This is a genomic window from Candidatus Baltobacteraceae bacterium (assembly GCA_036559195.1).
Classification (GTDB): Bacteria; Vulcanimicrobiota; Vulcanimicrobiia; order Vulcanimicrobiales; family Vulcanimicrobiaceae; genus JALYTZ01.
In genome coordinates, this window is record DATBTN010000031.1 from 25,596 (window position 1) to 40,397 (window position 14,802).

Here is a 14,802-nt window from a genome sequence, read left to right on the forward strand (position 1 = left end):
CCTTTTGCGTGTGCCGTCATCCGCGCAGCGCTTCGGCGCCGCCGACGATTTCGAGCAGTTCTTTAGTGATCGCCGCTTGACGCGCGTTGTTCATCGCGATGGTGAGTTCGTCGATGAGTTTGCCCGCATTTTCGGTTGCGTTGTTCATCGCGAGCAGCTGAGCTGCGAAGAACGCCGCGTCGGTCTCGAGCATAGCCGAGAAGAGGGTGAATTCCAGATATTTCGGCAGCAAGCGCGAGAGCACGAACTCTGGCGAGGGCGCGAACTCGACCGCGCTCTTGGGGCCCGCCTCGCCGCCGCCGCGAAGCGCCTCGCCTTCGACCGGCACCAGGCGCCGAGTCTCCGGTTTTTGCGAGATCATCGAGACGAGTTTTTGGGAGACGAGCGTGATATCGCCGATCTTACCGGCCACGAAATCGTCGGTTACGGTCTGCGCCAGTTCGCGCGCCGCGGCGATCTTCGAGGGCGCGTTGAGCGGCCACGTGAGGTGCTCGCTCTGTCCGAATCGCCGCACGGCGTTGCGCGCCTTGATGCCGACGGTATAAAAGACGGCGTCTTGATGATCGCGGCGGTAGATCTCGGCCTGCCGGATCGCGTTGGAATTGAACGCGCCCGCGAGGCCTTTGTCGGCCGTCATCAGGATCACGCCCGAGGGCGCGCCCTCGCGGCCCGGCTTCATGAACGGATGATCGACGCTGCCGACCGAGGCCATCAAGTCGCGCAGCATCTCGCCGAGGGTCTCGGCGTACGGACGCGCTTGTTTTTGCGCCATCTCGGCACGCCGGATCTTCGCCGCGGCGACTTGCTTCATCGCCTTGGTGATCTGCTGCGTGTTCTTCAGCGAGCGTATGCGCTCCCGAAGATCCTTAACTGAAGCCATTAGAAGGTTTTATTGAACTCCGTCAGCGCGGCTTCGAGTTTTTGCTTGGTCTCGTCCGAGAGTTGGCCGCTCTTTTCGATGGACTCGAGCAAATCGGGATGCTTATCGTGCAGGCACGAGACGAATGCGGTCGCCCAGTTTTGCAGCCGCGGCGTCGGGATATCGTTCACGTAGCCTTTGGTGGCCGCGAACAGGATGGCGACTTGCTCTTCGACCGGCATCGGCTGGTACTGCGGCTGCTTGAGCAACTCGGTGAGCTTCTCGCCGCGCAGCAATTGATTCTGCGTCGACTTATCGAGATCGCTCGCGAGTTTCGCGAACGCCGCGAGATCGCGATACTGCGCGAGTTCGAGTTTCAACTGACCGGCGACCGATTTCATCGCCTTGGTCTGCGCCGAACCGCCCACGCGCGAGACCGAGAGGCCCACGTCGACTGCCGGACGGATTCCCTGGAAGAAGAGATTCGGAGTTAGGTAGATCTGGCCGTCGGTGATCGAGATCACGTTGGTTGGAATGTACGCGGCGAAGTCGCCGGCCTGCGTTTCGATGATCGGCAGCGCCGTCATCGAGCCGCCGCCCAGTTCGTCCGAGAGTTTCGCGGCGCGCTCGAGCAAGCGCGAGTGCAGGAAGAAGACGTCGCCCGGGTAGGCTTCGCGGCCCGGCGGACGGCGCAGCAACAACGCCATTTCGCGATAGGATTGCGCGTGTTTGGTGAGATCGTCGTACACGATGAGGACGTCTTTGCCCGCGAGCATCAATTCCTCGCCCATCGCCGCGCCGGCAAACGGAGCGATCCAACGTAGCGCCGCGGCATCCGACGGACCGACGGAGACGATCGTCGTGTACTCCATCGCGCCCTTCTTCTCGAGGGTCTGCGCGAGCGCGGCGACGGTAGAACTCTTCTGGCCGATCGCAACGTAGATGCAGAAGACGTTGCGGCCCTTTTGATTGATGATCGTGTCGATCGCGATCGCCGTCTTACCGGTGCTGCGGTCGCCGATGATCAATTCGCGCTGGCCCTTGCCGATCGGAATCAGCGCGTCGATGGCGCGGATGCCGGTTGGCAACGATTGCTTGACCCCTTGCCGCTCGACGACCGAGGGAGCCACGTTCTCGATGGTGCGATATTTTTTGGTCGCGATCGGGCCCTTGCCGTCGATCGGCGCGCCGAGCGGATCGACGACGCGGCCGAGCAGCGCCTCGCCCACCGGCACCGACGCGATGCGGCCCGTGCGGCGAACTTTATCGCCTTCCTTAATCTCGTTGTCGGGTCCCATGATCACGACGCCGACGTTGTCCTCTTCGAGATTGAGCGCGACGCCCTGAAGACCGTTCGGAAACTCCACGAGTTCCGACGAACGCACGCCTTGCAACCCGTAGATCCGCGCGAGATTCGCCCCAACCTCGATCACGGTCCCAACCTGATCCTCCTGGACCTCGGAGCTGAAACTCGCGATCTGCTGCTTAAGGATCCCGGCAATCTCGTCTGCATTAATCATTTTGAAAGGCGCTCCGCTCTAAGCTCCGCGCCCCCCAGCCGAGCTGGGGCCCCCGAACGGGGGCTTGGGCGCCTGAATGTGTTGCTGATTTGGACGTTCCCCGTGGGCGCCCGTGGATGATCGATCTCATTATTGTTTGTTTCATCGTTAGTTTTGGGCGAATAGGGTTCGGGTGAGTTCTTCTAGGCGGCCGGCGACCGAGCCGTCGACGCGGCGGTCGCCCATCGTTATGCGCACGCCGCCGATGAGGTCGGGCGCGACGCGCTGGGTGACGTCGAACTTTTTATCGTAAATCTTTTCCAGGCGTTCGACCAGCGCGCGCAGTTCTTCGCTCGAAAGTTCGTGCGCGGCGGTTACCGTCAACGGCTCGAGGCCGCGTGCCTGCAGCTCCAGCACGGCGTATTGCTCGACGATTTCTCGCAAGAGCGCTTCGCGGCGTTTGCGCACCAAGAGTAGGAGCGCGTGCAGCGCGATTTCGTGCGCCTTGCCTGAAAACGCCGACGCGAGTACCTGCTCCTTGCCCTTGCGATCGACGACCGGCGAAAGTACGAACTCTTTGGTAGCCGGATCGGCAAAGATGCCGTCGGCGATCGTCCGCAAGTCCTTTCCGACGCCGTCGACTGCCTGCGCCTCTTGCGCGAGTTGGAAGACGGCGAGCGCGTAGCGGCGTGCGAGCGTTTCGTTGGCCATTAGTTTCGAGCACCACGTTCGAGATGATTGATGAAAGCGGTAACGAGCCCGGTGTCGACCGCACGGTTTACGCGGGCTGCGGCATCGCTGCGCGCCACGCCGAGAGCTTTTTCAAGAAGTTCTTCGCGCAGCTGTTTGCGCGCGGCTTCGCGGCTGCGATCCAACTCGCCAGCAGCGTTGCGCACCGCACGCTCGCCCGACGCGCGCGCTTCGGTCAAAGCGGCCTCGCGTTCGCGCTGCGCCTGCGTGCGAGCGCGAGCGCCGATCGCGCTTGAATCGCTCTGCGCCGCGACGATCTCGCCCTGGAGCGCATCGAGCGTGGCCTTGGCTTCGTCGCGATGGCGCTCGGCCTCGGCGATCTGGCGGTTGTGGCTCTCCTGGGCCGCGAGCACCGCCGGCTGAAGATACTTCACCCAGATGAAGACGAGCGCCGCAATAAAGAGAAACGCCGATACGACTTGGCTGAGAAGCGCGATGCTTTCGTAGTTCACGAACGAACCTCCGCGACGGCACGATCGACCAGCAGGTCCGCGAGTTCGCGGATCGTTCGTTCGTCGTTGGCGCGCGCGTTCGCGAGCTCGCCGGCAACGACTTCGTGCGCCGATTCGACCGCCTGCGTCGCCTGCTGCGCGTACCGGACCGCAATCTCCGCGGTCTCGTTGGAGGTCTGCGCGCGGGTCTTTGCGAGCAGCGCCTCGGCTTCGCGTCGCGCCGCGCCGCGCACGCTCTCCGCCTGGGCCCGCAACGAGGCCGCCTCAGCCTGGTAACGATCGTAGTCGTTGGTCAGGCTGTTGATATACTCCCGGCGCTCGCGAATCGCTTTACCGACGGGACGCAAAAAGATCACGTTCAAAATCGCGAAGAAAATCGCGAAATTGATCAGTTGGACGATGAGCGTCTTATCGAGCGAAAGGAACATGAGAGTGCGGCGTGCCTCTTATTTGACCAGCGCCGTGATGATCTGCGGAACCTTGGCGACGACCAGCAAGATATAGAACGCCAATGCGATCGCGATGAACGGCACGGCTTCCAACACGCCGACGCCGAGGAACATGAACGTGAAGATGTTCGAGCGGGCCTCGGGTTGACGCGCGATGGCTTCGACCGCCTTGGAGGCGACGTTGCCGTCGCCGACGGCGGAGCCGAACGCGACGCCCGAGATGATGATACCGAAGGCGAGGAGGGCGGCCGCTGCGATTAACGCTTCAGGATTCAAGGACGTACCTTTCTAAAGGGCTAGTGTTCTTCGGCGATCGCGAGGGAGAGATAGACGATCGCCAACAGGGTGAAAACAAACGCTTGGATCGTTCCGACGAAGAAGTTGAAGAACTGGATAAAGAACGGCACGATCGAGACCGCGATCGAGAGATCGAAGAAGCCGATGCGAATCTTCGCTTCGATGATCGAGGCCACGATGATGAAGAGCAGTTCGCCGACGAAGATGTTGAAGAACAGCCGAGCCGCAAGCGTGATCGGCCGCAGAATTTCGTCGATGATATTGAGCGGCAGCAGCACCGGGAACGGCTGCAGCAAATGCTTGAGATAGCCGACGCCCTTCTTGCGAAACGCGACGATCTGAATCATGAAGAAGACGACCAGCGCGTAGGGCACGACCGTATTCAGATCGGCCGTCGGCGAGCCGCCAAACGGCAATCCGAACGCCTTAAAGGGCACGATGCCGAACTGGTTGAGCAGAAAAATAAAGATGAAGAGCGCGATAAAGAACGGGACGAACGGCTCGCCGCGCTCGCCGAGCACGCCGGTCGTAAGATCCGCAATGTAATTGATGACGCCTTCGAAGATCGCCTGACGCTTGTTGATCTTGGCCGAGCGGTAGCTCGCGCCGATCCATGCGAAAAAGACGAGCGAAACGAGCATGACGAGCCACGTCGTCATGATCGTATCGGCATGCACCGATCCGAGGATCGGCCACTGCCACGTAAAATGTTCGCCTATCTTCTCGTGCATTTTTCCCTATACGGGCTATTTTCGCGCGTACGTGAGGCCGACGGCCAGACCGTAGAGCGCGAGTGGAATAAAAAACCCGGCGAAGTAGAGCCCCAGGCTCCATAACGAGCCGCTCCGAAGCGTCAACAACACCGGAACTATACCGAAGAGCCCGATGCGCAGCAAACTACTTATGACGTGCATTCCCACGAGCCGGCGCTCGACCAGTCGCTCGTTGCCGTACATCACCAGCAGCGCGTTGGCGATGCCGCAGACCCCTCCGGCCGCAAGGGCGAGGGCGAGGCTGGGGGACCGGTACGCGAGGAGCGGGGCGACGAGGACGACGACGAGCAGCGTTCCGAGACTTACCCACCTCTTGAACCTGCGATAGTTCGCAAGATCGGCCGCCGCTTCGGCGGGGGTGTAGGTACGGCGGGCTAGGGGCGAATCCTGCTGCGGATTTCTCGGATCCACGCCGTTCTCAAAGGGACCGAACGACGAGTCGATAGGCCGCAAAGCCGCCGATCGAGAGCCCGGCGAAGAGCCCACCGAGTACCCACAACTCCGAACCGGTGACCCGGCTCATCCAAATACCCGCGAGCAACCCCGCCACCGCCGATCCCGCGAACGTTGCCCCGGCGCCGATCAGCGGGAGGGCCGAGTTCACGCCGCCTCGCCGGTCTCGAACGGCCGGGGATAGACGCCCCCGCGCAGCCGCGCCAGCAGCCACGAAACGATCCGCTCGGAGGCCTGGCCGTCGCCGTAGGGATTGCTGGCGCGCGCCATCCGTTCGTACTCCGCAGGCGAGGTCAGCAAGCGGACGGCCGCTTCGACGATGCGATCGCGGCGGTGGCCTACGAGCTCCAGCGTCCCGGCCTCCAGCCCCTCGGGGCGCTCGGTTTCCTCGCGCATAACCAAAACCGGCTTGCCCAGACATGGTGCCTCTTCTTGCAGACCGCCCGAATCGGTGAGTACGAAGGTGCAGGCGCGCACCGCTGCGACCATCGCCGCGTAGTCGATCGGGTCGGTTAAGACGACGCCGGGAACGTCGCCCAGAATTTCGTGGGCGACCGGCCGTACGTGCGGCGAGGGGTGAACCGGCCAGAGGATCTGCGGCCGCATCGGCAGCTCGGCGATGGCCCGCATCGCCAGGCACATCTCGCGCATGTGCGGATGATTCTCGCGCCGGTGAGCCGTGACCAGCACCAGCGGCCGCGCCGGATCGAGGTGTTCGGCACCCGGCGGAAGCGCCAAATCCGTGCGCCGCGCCGTCGTGAGGAATGCGTCGATCACCGTATTCCCGGTAACGATGACGTCGTTTGCAGCGGTGTGCTCGCGCAGTAGATGCTCGCGCGCCAGCGGCGTGGGCGCGAAGTGATACGACGCGATCGTTCCCGTGAGCCGGCGATTCATCTCTTCGGGGTACGGCGACCAGCGGTCGTTGGTGCGCAGGCCCGCTTCAACGTGTCCCACCGGGATGCGCGCGTAAAACGCGGCGAGTGCGGCCGAGGTGCTTGTAGCCGTATCGCCGTGCACCAGCACGACGTCCGGGCAAGCCTCGGTTAGAATGCGCTCCATGCCGCCGAGCACGCGCGTGGTGATCTCGGTGAGCGTTTGATCGGGCGTCATGATGTTGAGATCGTAACGCGGCTCGATCTCGAAAAGCCGCAAGAGATCGTCCAACATCTGCCGATGCTGCGCCGTCACGCACACGATCGAGTCGACGCGGGAGTTATTCGCAAGCGCGTGCACGACGGGTGCCATTTTGATCGTATCGGGACGCGTGCCGAACACGGTCATAACCTTGAGTCTCTCGGTCACAGTCTCGCAACTTTTAGCAGCGGGTTAAACCCCGTGGAGAGCAACAGCGCGGCGGCTCCGAGGACGAAGCACACCGCGTAGATGAGCAAGACCGCCTGGCGCACGTTGAGGCCGTAGCGGAAGATCAACTGATGGTGAAAGTGTCCGCGATCGGCCTCGGTGATGCGTTTGCCCGAACGCGCGCGCCGGTAGATCGCGGCGGCCGTATCGAGAATCGGCAAAGCCAAGACGACCAACGGGACGATGAGCCCCACGGCGATGACGCTCTTGCTCGCGCCGATGATCGAGACCGTCGCAAAAACGTAGCCGATAAAGAGCGAACCGGCGTCGCCCAGAAAGATGCGCGCCGGATTGAAGTTGTACGGCAAGAATCCCAACGCCGCTCCAGCTAGCGCGATCACGACCAGCGCGACGACGGGGTTCGCGTGCAGGATGGCAATCGCGAACAGAAAGATGCCGGAGATCGCGGTCACGCCCGCGAGCAGGCCGTCGAGCCCGTCGATGAAATTGATCGCGTTCATCATACCGACGTACCATAGCAGCGTGAGCGGCACGCCGACCCACACCGGAAAGTTCACGTATTGATGCGTGAACGGATTCTCGATACCGGGAATCAAGAAACCGTAAATCATCGAGACGAGCGCTACGACGATCTGCGCGAGAAATTTATTGCGCGGACGCATCTGCATGATGTCGTCCCAAAGGCCGACCCCGAGAATCAGCATGCTCCCGAAGAGCAGCCCGACCAAGTTGTGAACCGACGCGAGCTGGTCGTGAAGCTGATCTTGCAGCGACTCGGTCGGATCGGGCGGAAAGAAGCCGTGGACGTGCGCGAGCGCGACGCCCAGAACGGCAAAGAGTGCGAATGCAAATCCGAAGAAGACGGCGACGCCGCCGATACGCGGGGTTTCTTTCTCGTGCACGCGCCGTTCCTCACCCAATCGATCGATGACGCCCAGGTGCGTCGCGAGCCGGCAGATGAGCGGGGTTGCGAAGGTCGTCGCCGCGAGCGCGATGACGAACGCCGCGATATAGAGGTAGACGACCTCGTTCATACGCGGCTGCCCTCGAGCGCCGCGAACTGCGCGAGCGCGACGCCCGCTTCGGCGAGGAGTTCCTGCGCGATCGGATCGATGTAGGCGGCTTCGTAGACGATCTTCACGACGCCGGCGCTAATGAGCAGCTTCGAGCAATTCACGCACGGCTGGTGCGTGCAGTAGGCGATCGAGTTCGCGAGGGTGATCCCGTGCAATGCCGCTTGGACGACGGCGTTGGCCTCGGCGTGCGTGGCGCGCACGCAATGCTCGCTCGCGAGCGTGCAGCCGACCTCGGCGCAATGCGCGACGCCGCGCGGCGCACCGTTGTAGCCGGTCGTCAGAATGCGATGGTCGCGCACGAGCACCGCGCCGACCGACGCGCGGGGGCACGTCGCTCGCGTCGCGACGGTGCGAGCGATCTGCATGAAGTATTCATCCCAGCCTGGGCGCATGATCTCTAGTCTTATCCGGCTAGGCGACTACTGCCTGGGGCGCACGGAGACCGGAACCGAACTCGTGCTCCCGAACATCCGGTCGCCGGCATCGCCGAGGCCGGGCAAGATGTAGCCGTGATCGTTGAGCCGCTCGTCGAGCGCGCCGGTAACGACGCGAACGTCCGGATGCGCGGCGGCGATGCGAGCGATGCCCTCGGGCGCGGCGAGTACGCTCACGAACGTCAGGTGCCGCGCTCCGCGTGTCGCCAGCGCGTCGAGCGCTGCGGCGCCGGAGTTGCCGGTCGCGAGCATCGGATCGAGCACGAAGACGTGACGCTCCGAGAGATCGTCGGGCACGTTCGCATAATAGGGCACCGGCTGCAGCGAACTCGGATCGCGATAGAAGCCGAGGTGCGCGACGACCGCATCGTCGATCACTGCGAGAAATCCCGGAAGCAGCCCGAGGCCCGCGCGCAGGATCGGTGCGACGACCGGACGCGTGGCGATGCGCTGCGCCGTCGTTTGCGCGACCGGCGTTACGACGCGCTCGTCGCGCAACGGCAGCCGCCGCGTCGCCTCATAGGCGAGAAAAACGCCCAGCTCTTCGAGCAATTTTCGAAAGACCGGGGTCGGCGTATCCCGATCGCGCAAGCGCGCGAGCCGGTCGGCAACCGCCGGATGGTCGACGACGTGCAGCGACGACGCGATTTGCGACATACGGCCTTAAGGCACGTCGAAGCGAGCCGTTAGTTCGCGCACGCGGCCGCGCAGGGAGTCGATCTTTGCGCGGGCGGCGATGTCGTCGAGGCCGGCGCAGATGATCTTTGCGACTTCGCGGCAATCCTCGACTCCGAATCCGCGGGTCGTGATCGCGGGCGTGCCGATGCGGATGCCGCTGGCCACGAACGGTTTTTGCTTGTCGTACGGGATCGCGTTCTTGTTGACCGTGATGCCGATCTCGTCGAGATACTTCTCGGCGTCCTTACCGGTGAGCCCCTTGACCGACAGATCCACCAGCATCAAGTGCGTGTCGGTCCCGCCGCCGACCAGCCGCAGACCGTTCGCGGTAAACTCGTCGGCCATCGCTTTGGCGTTCGCGACGACGCGTTCTTGATAGGTTTTGAAATCGGGGCGCAGCGCTTCGCCGAAGGCGACGGCCTTGGCGGCGATCGTGTGCATGAACGGGCCGCCTTGGATGCCGGGGAAGATCGACTTGTCGATCGCCTGCGCCCATTTTTCGGTGCAGAGGATCAGCCCGCCGCGCGGACCGCGCAGCGTTTTGTGGGTCGTCGAGGTCACGAAATCGGCGAGCGCTACCGGAGAGGGGTGCAGCCCGACGGCAACCAGACCCGCGATGTGCGCCATATCGACCAGAAACGTCGCGCCGACCTCGTCGGCGATCTCGCGAAACGGCGCGTACTCCATGGTGCGCGGATACGCACTCGCACCCGCGATGATCATCTTGGGCTTGTGTTCGCGCGCGAGCGAGCGTACTTCGTCGAAATCGATCAGCTCGTCGTCTTTGCGCACGCCGTAAGCGATCGCGTTGTAGAGTTTTCCGCTAAAGCTCACCTTCGTTCCGTGCGTGAGATGACCGCCGTGCGCGAGCGACATCCCGAGCACGGTATCTCCCGGCTGGAGATGCGCCATGAAGACCGCCATGTTTGCCTGGGCGCCGGCGTGCGCTTGCACGTTGGCATGATCGGCACCGAAGAGCGACTTCAAGCGCTCGATCGCGAGCGTCTCCGCGACGTCGACGTACTCGCAGCCGCCGTAGTAGCGCTTTCCCGGATAGCCTTCGGCGTATTTATTGGTCATCACGCAGCCCATCGCTTCGCGGACCGCTTTGCTCGCGTAGTTTTCCGAGGCGATGAGTTCGAGGTTGTCGCGCTGACGCTTATCCTCGTCCTGGATCGCCGCAAACACTTGCGCGTCTTCCGCCTGGAGCGAGGTCAGCTCTAAAATATTCATGTGTACTTCCTTACGGACGTCCGCGAAAGACGATGCGGCCCGACATCACGGCGATGATCGCCATGACGACGGCCCAAATCCAAGCGAAGGCGACGTTGCCCCCGTGTCCCCAGAGCGCGATGACGACGTCGTAGAGACCGAGCAAAATCGAACCGGCGAAGACGACGATCATGACCCAGCGCTGCTGCCCCGTCACGTCGCGCTGCCTTGCAGGTCGGCTGCGGGCGTCTGCGCTCCCGTTACGGCGCCGGCCTCGATCGCTTTTAGCGTACGGGCCTTCTGCGCGTCGGTATATTCGAAGAGTTGTTCCACGCGATGCGCGTGGCGGCCGCCGTCGAACGGCGTGGCGAGAAAAACCTCGACGAGCCGTTCGATCATTTCCCAGCCCGTGAGGCGCTCCGAGAGTGCGAGCACGTTGGCGTCGTTATGCCGGCGTGAAAGTTCGGCAGCGAGCGGTTCGAAGGCGGCCGCGCAACGCACGCCGGGCACTTTGTTGGCCGCAATCGAGATGCCCAAACTCGAACCGCAGACCACGATTCCGCGCTCGGCCTGTCCCGACGCGACCGCTTCGCCGACGGCGTACCCATATTGCGGGTAGTCGACCGGCGTGGCATCGTGGGTGCCGAAGTCGGTGACGGTGTGGCCGGCATCGCGCAACATCTGCGCGACGCGATCTTTGCATTCGAAGCCGGCGTGATCGGCTCCAACGGCGATTTTCATGAGCGCAGGGCCTTCCCTTAAGCGGTCGAAACGGTCGCGCCATATGAAGCTGGCCTGCTCGAGCACGGCATTCGATCGACAACTTCGCAGCGGCGATCTCACACAACTCGAATGGATCGACCTGTGCGCGCGCGAGCTCGGAGCCGACGGCGTCGTTTTTGACGTTGCGCACTTTCCGCGAATCGACGGCGACTACCTCGCCCAAGTCAAGAAGATGTGCGCCGACCTCGGATTGACCGTCGCGGCCGTACGCGACGACGGCTTCTTTGCCGCCGGCGAAGCGCCGATGACCGCAACGCTCGATCTCGCACTGGCACTCGGCGCGCCGCTGCTCGCATCGCAACTCGAAACCGAGACCGCGACTTCCTGGACGAGCGCCCTCGAACGCATCGGGATGGCTACGTCGCTTGCCAAGGGCCGCAACGTTACGCTTGCCGTACGCAATCGCCGGGCAACGTTCGCTGCGAGTTCGCACGACATGCGCCGCGTATCCAAAGAAGCCGACTCGGCGTGGCTGCGCTTGGGGCCGGATTTTTCGGAGTTCGACCCCTCGGACGATCTCGCGGGCGTGCTGGCCCGAAGCGTACTCGTTTGGTACGCCGGAAGCGATAGCGCGACGGCGGCCTCGACCACGGCCCGGCTGGGCGCGTTTCGTGGGTTTCTCGCGGTGGAGACCGAAACCGGCTCTGCAACGATCGAGTCGCTCGCAGCGACCTTCGCTCTGCTCGAGGGTTAAGCAGGAGGTCCAGGTGCCGCAGAGTGCCCGTCCCGCCGACGCCGCACCGATCCCGTCGGGGACCGTGGCGTTCCTGTTTACCGACATCGAAGGCAGCACGCAACGCTGGGAGCGCTATCGCGATGCGACGGCGGCCGCGGTCAAACTCCACGACGCATTGCTGCGCGGCGCGATCGAATCTCACAGCGGATACGTCTTCAAAACGATCGGCGATGCGTTTTGCGCGGCCTTTCCGACCGTTCGCGATGCGATCGGTGCCGCGTTGGAAGCGCAGCGCGCGCTGGCCGCCGAGGACTTCTCGGCGGTCGATTCGCTCAAAGTTCGTATGTCGATCCACGTCGGCCATGCCGACGAGCGCGACGGCGATTACTTCGGCCCCACGGTCAACCGCGTCGCCCGGCTGCTCGCCGTCGGCTACGGCGGCCAGGTGCTGGTCTCGGGCGCGGCGGCCGACCTCGTGCAGGACGAATTGCCGCCGCAAGCGTCGCTGCGCGATCTCGGCGCGCATCGCCTGAAAGATCTCACGCAACCCGAACAGGTCTATCAACTCGTCGCACCCGATCTCCAGCAGCAATTTTTCGCGCTCAAATCGCTCGAATCGCTGCCGAACAATCTGCCGCTGCAAGTCACGAGTTTCGTCGGACGCGAAACCGATGCCGCGGAGATCGCGCGACACATGGGACGAACGCGGCTGCTCACGTTGGTTGGAACCGGCGGTGTGGGAAAGACGCGGCTCGCGCTGCAGACCGGCGCCGATCTGCTCGACCGTTACGCCGACGGCGTGTGGTACGTGGAGTTCGCTCCGCTCGTGGATGCGACGCTGATTCCCAACACCGTCGGCGCGATCTTTGGAATCACCGATCAGCCCGGCAAATCGCTGACCGACGTCATCGTGAGCGCGCTGCGCAACAAAGCGGCGCTGTTGATATTCGACAATTGCGAGCACGTCGTCGCCGAAGCGGCCGCGATCGCCGACGCGCTGATTCGCGGTTGTCCGAAGGTGCAGCTGCTGGCGACCTCGCGCGAAGGGCTCGGTATAAGCGGCGAGACCGTTCACCGCGTGGCGTCGCTCTCGCTCCCGCCGCCCGTTGCCGGCATCGGCGCCGAAGAAGCGCGCGCCTACGCGGCCGTGGCGCTCTTTGCCGAACGCGCTGCGGCGGCGAACACGCGATTCGAACTCACCGATCGCAACGCGACCGTCGTCGCCGATGTCTGCCGCCGGCTCGACGGTATCGCGCTCGCGATCGAACTGGCCGCAACGCGCCTGAAGGTTCTTTCGATCGAACAGCTGGCAGCGAAACTCGACGAGCGCTTTCGCCTCTTGACCGGCGGGAGCCGAACGGCACTTCCGCGCCAGCAAACGATGCGCGCGCTCATCGACTGGAGTTACGACCTTCTGGGCGATGCCGAAAAGGCCGTATTCCGGCGCGTGGCCGTTTTTGCCGGGGGCTGGACGCTCGAAGCGGCCGGCGAGATCTGCAGCGACGACGCGATCGAATCGTGGGACGTGTTGGATCTGCTCGGCGCTCTCGTCGACAAATCGATGGTCGTCGCCGAATTGGCCGACGGCGAGCAGCGGTACCGCCTGCTCGAATCGACGCGCCAGTATGCGAGCGAAAAACTCGGTGAGAGCGGCGAACGCGAACATCTGCGCGGAAAGCACGCGGCGTATTATCTCGCGCTGCTGCGCGAAGCCGAACCGTCGTTAAATGTCACGCCCATGGGAACGTGGATCGCTCCCTTGGCTGCCGAAACCGACAACTTTCGCCTCGCATTGGATTGGTATCTCACGGATAAGACCGATCCCGAACTCGGCGCCGAGTTGATCGCGCTGCTAATCGAAGTCTTTTCGGAGATCTCCCGGCCCGCCGAACTCTGGCGCTGGCTCGTCGTCGCCCATGGCGCGCTGGGCGAATCCGGCGATCCCGCGTTGCGCGCGCGACTGCTCGGCGGCATGTCGGCGATCTCCGACGCCATCGGCATGGGCTTCTCGCAGCGACTGGAACTCGCCCAACAGGCCTTAGCTATTTTTCGCGAGTGCGGCACGACGCTCGACATCGCGCGCGCGACCGTGCAGGTAGGACTCTACTATGCATTTGTGGAGCGCATTACCGAAGCAACGCCGCTTTTTGAGGAAGGTCTCGAACTCGCGCGACGGACAAAAGATCGGCGGCTGATCGCGCGCGCGCTCGCGGCTGAGAGCTACTGCTTGAGCGACTTGGAGGCAAAACGTCAATGCCTGCGCGAGGCAACCGCGCTGTATCGGGCCGCCGGCGACGATCGCGGCGCGGCGCGTACGCAATCGTGGCTCGCCGAACAAGAATTTCGCTTCGGCGACGTTGGCGCGGCGCTCGCGCACGCCAACGAATCGATTGCGATCTGCCGGCGGCGGCGCTTTCGATCCAATCTCGTGGTGCATCTCGTCAATGCGGCAGCGTATCATCTCTGGATCGGCGCCGTCGATGAGGCTCGTGACGCCGCACGCGAAGCGATTGGAATCTGCCAGGAGATCCAAGATCTGCTCGACGTGCCGATCTGCATTCAGCACCTCGCGGGCGTCGCGCAGGCCCGAGGCGATGCCGAACGCGCGGCGCGTCTGCTCGGTTTTACCGACGCACGATTCCTAGCCATCGACGAAGTGCGCCAGATGACCGAAAAGCGGCTCTACGACCGGATCGTCGAGGCGCTGCTCGGTACGCTCGGCGCGGACGAGCTGCGCGCCCACATGGCGGCCGGCGCGCTGCTCGGCGAGGACGAGGCGATCGACGAGGCGCTCCGGGCGTAGGCCGCGCCGAACCCCGGCACAAAGCAAAACCGGCCTTTTCGGGCCGGTTTTCATCAACCGCACGTAGCGTCTGCCGCACGAGGTTTTGAACCTGCTTTCTCGCAGGTGGGTGCGGCCCGGGCGCAGGTGTGGCAGGTTATTAGACCCAAGCCACGCCGTCGTATCCGGAGCTGATGCTCCCTAGGTGTTCACGTTGGTCCAGCACCTATAATGCGGTGCGCGCCATGCGCAGTCGATGTTCCAACTCTACCACCACGGTCAAGTCTTGACAGATCGCTTTAG

18 protein-coding genes are annotated in these 14,802 nt (G+C 63.6%); 2 read left to right on the plus strand and 16 right to left on the minus strand.

Translation table 11 applies throughout. The annotated features are described in order from the left end of the window. Positions 1-16: 16 nt before the first annotated feature. The 16 genes from atpG to rpiB form a co-directional block, all read right to left on the minus strand. Positions 17-880 (minus strand): ATP synthase F1 subunit gamma, encoded by an 864-nt coding sequence (atpG, locus tag VIG32_03500; GenBank protein ID HEY8297070.1) that lies wholly within the window; start codon positions 878-880, stop codon positions 17-19. Then, entirely contained in the window at positions 880-2,379 is a 1,500-nt protein-coding gene (atpA, locus tag VIG32_03505) for a F0F1 ATP synthase subunit alpha (protein ID HEY8297071.1), read from the minus strand. Before atpA ends, atpG begins: the two co-directional genes overlap by 1 nt. A 147-nt stretch (positions 2,380-2,526) precedes the next feature. Beyond that, a complete protein-coding gene (atpH, locus tag VIG32_03510; GenBank protein HEY8297072.1) occupies positions 2,527-3,069 on the minus strand; it encodes an ATP synthase F1 subunit delta in 543 nt (180 codons plus the stop codon). Then, on the minus strand, positions 3,069-3,560 hold the full coding sequence (locus VIG32_03515) for an ATP synthase F0 subunit B (GenBank protein HEY8297073.1): 492 nt from the start codon (positions 3,558-3,560) through the stop codon (positions 3,069-3,071). The genes atpH and VIG32_03515 overlap by 1 nt, the downstream gene beginning before the upstream one ends. Then, complete coding sequence (locus VIG32_03520) at positions 3,557-3,988, minus strand: ATP synthase F0 subunit B (GenBank protein ID HEY8297074.1); 432 nt, start codon at positions 3,986-3,988, stop codon at positions 3,557-3,559. The genes VIG32_03515 and VIG32_03520 overlap by 4 nt, the downstream gene beginning before the upstream one ends. Before the next feature lie 18 nt (positions 3,989-4,006). Further along, a complete protein-coding gene (gene atpE, locus VIG32_03525) occupies positions 4,007-4,285 on the minus strand; it encodes an ATP synthase F0 subunit C (protein HEY8297075.1) in 279 nt (92 codons plus the stop codon). 20 nt (positions 4,286-4,305) lie between these two features. After that, entirely contained in the window at positions 4,306-5,037 is a 732-nt protein-coding gene (gene atpB, locus VIG32_03530) for a F0F1 ATP synthase subunit A (GenBank protein ID HEY8297076.1), read from the minus strand. A 15-nt stretch (positions 5,038-5,052) separates the two neighbouring features. Then, the gene (locus tag VIG32_03535) at positions 5,053-5,490 is read right to left on the minus strand and encodes a hypothetical protein (protein ID HEY8297077.1); all 438 of its coding nucleotides are present in this window, start codon (positions 5,488-5,490) and stop codon (positions 5,053-5,055) included. Between the two features lie 7 nt (positions 5,491-5,497). Then, positions 5,498-5,683: a hypothetical protein gene (locus VIG32_03540; protein HEY8297078.1), complete on the minus strand. Its 186-nt coding sequence runs from the start codon at positions 5,681-5,683 to the stop codon at positions 5,498-5,500. Continuing rightward, on the minus strand, positions 5,680-6,837 hold the full coding sequence (gene wecB / locus VIG32_03545) for a UDP-N-acetylglucosamine 2-epimerase (non-hydrolyzing) (protein HEY8297079.1): 1,158 nt from the start codon (positions 6,835-6,837) through the stop codon (positions 5,680-5,682). The genes VIG32_03540 and wecB overlap by 4 nt, the downstream gene beginning before the upstream one ends. Beyond that, positions 6,834-7,892 carry an MraY family glycosyltransferase gene (locus tag VIG32_03550; GenBank protein ID HEY8297080.1) on the minus strand — a complete coding sequence of 353 codons (1,059 nt, stop codon included), beginning with the start codon at positions 7,890-7,892 and terminating at the stop codon, positions 6,834-6,836. The genes wecB and VIG32_03550 overlap by 4 nt, the downstream gene beginning before the upstream one ends. Continuing rightward, positions 7,889-8,326, minus strand: a complete 438-nt coding sequence (locus VIG32_03555; GenBank protein HEY8297081.1) for a cytidine/deoxycytidylate deaminase family protein — start codon at positions 8,324-8,326, stop codon at positions 7,889-7,891. Before VIG32_03555 ends, VIG32_03550 begins: the two co-directional genes overlap by 4 nt. A gap of 27 nt (positions 8,327-8,353) precedes the next feature. Then, positions 8,354-9,025, minus strand: a complete 672-nt coding sequence (gene upp, locus VIG32_03560) for a uracil phosphoribosyltransferase (protein HEY8297082.1) — start codon at positions 9,023-9,025, stop codon at positions 8,354-8,356. Positions 9,026-9,031: 6 nt separating this feature from the next. After that, complete coding sequence (glyA, locus tag VIG32_03565) at positions 9,032-10,279, minus strand: serine hydroxymethyltransferase (GenBank protein HEY8297083.1); 1,248 nt, start codon at positions 10,277-10,279, stop codon at positions 9,032-9,034. A gap of 10 nt (positions 10,280-10,289) precedes the next feature. Beyond that, the gene (locus VIG32_03570; GenBank protein HEY8297084.1) at positions 10,290-10,475 is read right to left on the minus strand and encodes a hypothetical protein; all 186 of its coding nucleotides are present in this window, start codon (positions 10,473-10,475) and stop codon (positions 10,290-10,292) included. Continuing rightward, the gene (gene rpiB, locus VIG32_03575) at positions 10,472-10,999 is read right to left on the minus strand and encodes a ribose 5-phosphate isomerase B (GenBank protein HEY8297085.1); all 528 of its coding nucleotides are present in this window, start codon (positions 10,997-10,999) and stop codon (positions 10,472-10,474) included. The genes VIG32_03570 and rpiB overlap by 4 nt, the downstream gene beginning before the upstream one ends. A 43-nt stretch (positions 11,000-11,042) precedes the next feature. Here rpiB and VIG32_03580 point away from each other — a divergent pair, with 43 nt between their 5' ends. Together VIG32_03580 and VIG32_03585 are read left to right on the plus strand one after the other, a co-directional pair. Then, positions 11,043-11,735, plus strand: a complete 693-nt coding sequence (locus VIG32_03580; protein HEY8297086.1) for a hypothetical protein — start codon at positions 11,043-11,045, stop codon at positions 11,733-11,735. Positions 11,736-11,748: 13 nt separating this feature from the next. Next, a complete protein-coding gene (locus VIG32_03585) occupies positions 11,749-14,520 on the plus strand; it encodes an adenylate/guanylate cyclase domain-containing protein (protein HEY8297087.1) in 2,772 nt (923 codons plus the stop codon). Positions 14,521-14,802 lie beyond the last annotated feature (282 nt).

Excerpts from the sequence above, each read along its gene's own strand:
- atpG (HEY8297070.1), bottom strand. The coding sequence starts at position 880 with ATGGCTTCAGTTAAGGATCTTCGGGAGCGCATACGCTCGCTGAAGAAC.
- atpA (HEY8297071.1), bottom strand. The coding sequence starts at position 2,379 with ATGATTAATGCAGACGAGATTGCCGGGATCCTTAAGCAGCAGATCGCG.
- atpH (HEY8297072.1), bottom strand. The coding sequence starts at position 3,069 with ATGGCCAACGAAACGCTCGCACGCCGCTACGCGCTCGCCGTCTTCCAA.
- VIG32_03520 (HEY8297074.1), bottom strand. The coding sequence starts at position 3,988 with ATGTTCCTTTCGCTCGATAAGACGCTCATCGTCCAACTGATCAATTTC.
- atpB (HEY8297076.1), bottom strand. The coding sequence starts at position 5,037 with ATGCACGAGAAGATAGGCGAACATTTTACGTGGCAGTGGCCGATCCTC.
- VIG32_03550 (HEY8297080.1), bottom strand. The coding sequence starts at position 7,892 with ATGAACGAGGTCGTCTACCTCTATATCGCGGCGTTCGTCATCGCGCTC.
- VIG32_03555 (HEY8297081.1), bottom strand. The coding sequence starts at position 8,326 with ATGCGCCCAGGCTGGGATGAATACTTCATGCAGATCGCTCGCACCGTC.
- upp (HEY8297082.1), bottom strand. The coding sequence starts at position 9,025 with ATGTCGCAAATCGCGTCGTCGCTGCACGTCGTCGACCATCCGGCGGTT.
- glyA (HEY8297083.1), bottom strand. The coding sequence starts at position 10,279 with ATGAATATTTTAGAGCTGACCTCGCTCCAGGCGGAAGACGCGCAAGTG.
- rpiB (HEY8297085.1), bottom strand. The coding sequence starts at position 10,999 with ATGAAAATCGCCGTTGGAGCCGATCACGCCGGCTTCGAATGCAAAGAT.
- VIG32_03580 (HEY8297086.1), top strand. The coding sequence starts at position 11,043 with ATGAAGCTGGCCTGCTCGAGCACGGCATTCGATCGACAACTTCGCAGC.